3 protein-coding genes are annotated in these 4384 nt (G+C 55.9%); all 3 read left to right on the forward strand.

Annotated features, from left to right (window positions below):
- Positions 1-2229, forward strand: a 2229-nt coding sequence (locus ACWVCN_RS09350) for a molybdopterin cofactor-binding domain-containing protein (RefSeq protein ID WP_455245315.1), incomplete at its 5' end; no start/stop codon positions are given.
- A 338-nt stretch (positions 2230-2567) separates the two neighbouring features.
- On the forward strand, positions 2568-3854 hold the full coding sequence (locus ACWVCN_RS09355) for an amidohydrolase family protein (protein ID WP_455245316.1): 1287 nt from the start codon (positions 2568-2570) through the stop codon (positions 3852-3854).
- A gap of 71 nt (positions 3855-3925) precedes the next feature.
- The coding region (locus tag ACWVCN_RS09360; protein WP_455245317.1) for a hypothetical protein at positions 3926-4384 on the forward strand (459 nt) is incomplete at its 3' end.

Raw genomic sequence — 4384 nt, forward strand, 5'->3', positions numbered from 1 at the left:
CTGGAAAAAAATCCCGACCCGACCCGGCAAGAGGTTGTCAAAGCGATACGTTTTCACCTTTGCCGCTGCACGGGTTACGTCAAGATCGTTGACGCCGTGCTTGAGGCAGCAGCCGCCCTGCGTGAAGGGCGGGAGATCCCCTTCGAAGATGGAGCCGGAATCGGTGTCTCCAGCCCCAAATACAGAGCCTTCGAACGCGCCATCGGCCGTAAACCATTTATCGACGACCTGCGGTTTGATGGGATGGTCCACGGCGCCCTGCGTTTCAGCGACCATCCGCGCGCCAGGGTTCTTTCCATCGACGTGAGCAAAGCCGACGAGGCCCCCGGCGTTATCAGGGTATTTACGGCCGAAGACATCCCCGGTGAGCGCAGCGTGGGCGCGATCGTTCAGGACTGGCCGGTCATGATCAAGGTCGGCGAAACCACCCGTTACATCGGTGACGTGCTCGCCGGCGTAGTGGCCGAAACTGAAGCGCAGGCCCGCGAGGCTGTCAAGCTGATACGTGTCGAATACGACGTCCTTGAACCACTGACGGAAATGACCAAAGCCGAGACCAGTCCTGTCAAAATCCATGCGCACGGCAACTTACTGTTCGCCAAGGCCATCCGCCGGGGCGAGCCTGTGGAAAAGGCACTTGCCAAGTCTGCCCATGTGGCCAAGGGCGTTCTTTTGACTCAGATGGTGGACCACGGTTTCCTCGAACCCGAGTCCTCTGTGGCGTTACCCTTTAAAGACGGAGTGCAGGTTTACTCCCAGAGCCAAGGTATCTATGCAGACCACCACGAAATTGCTTCTCTTCTTGGATATCCCCGGGAAAAGGTGGTGGTGACCCTGGTGGACTGCGGTGGCGCCTTCGGCGGGAAAGAGGATTTAACCGTGCAGGGCCACGCCGCGCTGTACGCTCATCATCTCAGTCGGCCCGTAAAAGTGCGCCTGTCCCGTCCCGAATCCATCCGCATGCATCCCAAACGCCACCCGATGCGGTTGGACTACACCTTGGGTTGCGACGAGAGCGGTAAGTTCACCGCTCTTAAAGCCGTCATTCTCGGTGACACCGGCGCTTATGCCTCCGTAGGCTCTCCAGTTCTGGGCCGTGCCGCCACCCATGCCGCCGGCGCATACTATGTGCCCAGCGTGGATATCGAGGCCAAGGCCGTCTACACCAACAACATTCCCTGTGGCGCTATGCGCGGCTTCGGCGTCAACCAGGTCACCTTCGCAATGGAAACTCTGGTCGAACAACTGTGTGAGATGGGCCGTTTCGATGCCTGGCAGCTCCGCTACGACAATGCACTCGACACCGGTCTGATGACCACCAGCGGCCAGGTGCTCGGAGAGGGAGTGGGTCTGAAGAGAACGCTTCTGGCCGTCAAGGATGCCTATAAAAAGGCCGAGTATAAAGGTCTTTCTTTGGCGATTAAAAACTGCGGCATGGGCAATGGCATGGTCGAAGTCAGCGAAGTCAAGATTGAGGTCCTGCCGGACGGAAAGTTGATCTTGCATCATGGCTGGACTGAGATGGGCCAGGGCATCCACACCGTGGCCCGGCAGATCCTATGCAAAGCGGCGGGGTTGGGCGATTGCGAGTTGATCGACATCAAAGTGTCCACCGCTTCGGCGACTGTCGGCGGTGTAACCACCGCCAGTCGCGGCACTATGTTCCTGGGCCGATCCATCATCGATGCGGCTCAGAAGCTGAAAAAGGACCTCGAAAGTAACTCTCTTGAAGAGTTGGCCGGACGCATTTATGAGGGTAGCTTTGTCTGCGACTACACCCATGCCGAGGGCGAACCCGGAAAGATTGTTTCTCACATCGCTTACGGTTTCGCGACCCAGCTAGCGATTCTGGACGAAAAGGGCGGCGTGGATACCATCTATGCAGCCCACGACTCGGGCCGGGTCATTAACCCGCTGCTTTTTGAGGGACAAATCGAGGGTGGTGTCGTCATGGGCCTCGGTTATGCTCTGAGCGAAAAAGTGCCGCTGGAGGAAGGCCGCCTGACCTCAGAAAAATACATTTCCCTCGGCATCCCCAAGCTGGCTAAATTGCCGCGCATCGTGCCCATCGCCGTGGAGGGAGATGATCCCGAGGGCGCCTTTGGCGCCAAAGGCGTCGGTGAGATTGTATGCATCCCCACGGCGCCGGCTATTGCCAACGCTTTTTACAGATACGACGGTATCAGGCGGTACACGCTGCCGTTGAAGCCTCCCGCAAAGGCCAGGTAAAGCTTTTGGTGCTTAGCTCCGTTAAATCATCAAATTATAGACAGAGCGAAGCGATTCCATATTTCGTTATTCGAAACTTCTTGATTGATCTTCGATATTCAATCATTTAAAGTTGGCTAAACTTGCTCAATATTTCATTTAACGGATTGCCGCAAAATGCATAAAAATAATAACTAAGTCCATCGATTCGTAAATACGCTCACGTATTTACTCACTCAGGACTCAGTGCTGCCTGCGACGAGCTCAGCCGAGCCGAGTAAAGAATTATGTTGAATCGGTCATTAATCATATGTGACTGTAATTGCGAATCGAAGCACTAAGGCCTGAGGAGGGTTTAAATGACGCTATATTTGAAAAACGCAAACTACCTCGACGCGAAAACCCTCGAACTTCGCAAAACCCATCTCGCGGTTGAGCCGGGCCTCACGGGTGGTTTAGCCTTCCGTCATTCCACTCCCTCCGATAGCGAGCTCTCGGACCAGGACAGGGTAGTTGACTGCCGGGGCCGCCTCGTGACCAGGTCTTTTGCCTGCGGCCATCATCACATCTATTCCACCCTTGCCCGCGGCATGCCTGCTCCACCGCGAATCCCTACCAATTTTCTCGAAGTCTTAGAATACATCTGGTGGCGGGTGGACAAAGGTCTCGACCGCGACATGATCGAAGCCAGCGCCCTGGCCGCGGCCCTGCACATGGCTAAGCACGGCGTAACTTTCTGCGTTGATCATCATTCCTCTCCGTGCGCCATCGAGGGGTCCCTTGAAACCATCGCCCGGGCTTTTGAAAAGATAGGGCTCAGCCACCTACTGTGCTATGAAATATCCTGCCGCGACGGTCAGGGTGCCATGGAAGCCGGCCTTGCCGAAACCGACGCATACCTCTCTTCAGGCCGCAAGGGCCACGTGGGACTGCACGCCTCTTTCACCGTTGACGACGACCTGCTTGAAAAATCCGTTGAGCTCGCCCGCAGGCACGGCACCGGCCTGCATGTGCACGTGGCCGAGGACCTGTTCGATCAGGAGCACTGCCTGAGGACCCACGGCAAACGCGTAATTCAACGTCTGCACGAGTTGGGTGCCCTGGAAAGTCCTCACACCATTTTGGGCCACTGCTTGTTCCTCGACAGCGATGAAAAAAAGCGTGTGCGCGAATCCCCGGTGTGGGTCGTTCAGAACGTGGAAAGCAATCAGAACAACAACGTAGGGGGCACTGGCTATACCGAGCTGACCGGCAACGTCATGCTCGGCACCGACGGTATGCACAGCGACATGCTGCGCAGCGCCAAAGCCGCCTATCTTGTCGGTCAAAACACCGAGGGCGTTTCCCCGGATCAGATATATGAGCGCTTCCGCAATGTGCATCGTTTCATCAAGGCAATGGGCGCCGAAGGTGACGGCGATAACAACCTGGTCATTCTGGACTACGACTCCCCCACGGAAATTGTCTCCGAAAACTTCACCGGTCACTTCATCTACGGCCTCGAATCCAACCATGTCCTGAGCGTCATCGCCCAGGGCAAAGTGATCGTCGAAGAGCGCAGAATCACCGGCGTCGACGAAGCTGAAATTTTAGCCTACGCCCGCGAACAGGGCCTTCGTCTCTGGAAGAAGCTGGCAGAAGGTTAAGACAGAAATTCTTCAGTGGTTGTCGCGGTAAAAAACATTTAACTTTCGAATGCACAATGACGGAGGACGAAATGATGGAAAAAGATAAATTCTTTTGCACTGACATCGAAGTTCTGCTCAAGTGGATACTTTCAGATCTTGAAGAGAGAAACGAAATTTTCGGCATTCCAGGGGGACTCTTCTTCGAGCCCGGAGCGTCCGATCCCTTTCGCATGCGCCGCTACGGGCAAAAGCTGGAAACCCCCCTTGGCGTGGCCGCCGGTCCGCACACCCAGTTGGCCCAGAATATCATCGCGGCCTGGCTGTGCGGCGCGCGCTATATCGAGCTGAAGACCATCCAGGTGCTGGACGAGCTGGAAGTGACCAAACCCTGCATCGACATGACCGACGAGGGATACAACTGTGAATGGTCCCAGGAGCTAAAGCTCGACCAGTCCTTCAACGAGTATCTTAACGCCTTCATTCTTATCTATATCCTCCGGGACAAGCTGGGATGGGGCGCCTCCAAGGAGTCGGGCTTTATCTTCAAC

The sequence above is a fragment of the Petrachloros mirabilis genome, from assembly GCF_975968855.1.

Bases quoted from the DNA above. Each gene is read 5' to 3' on its own strand.
- ACWVCN_RS09355 (WP_455245316.1), top strand. From the start codon at position 2,568: ATGACGCTATATTTGAAAAACGCAAACTACCTCGACGCGAAAACCCTC.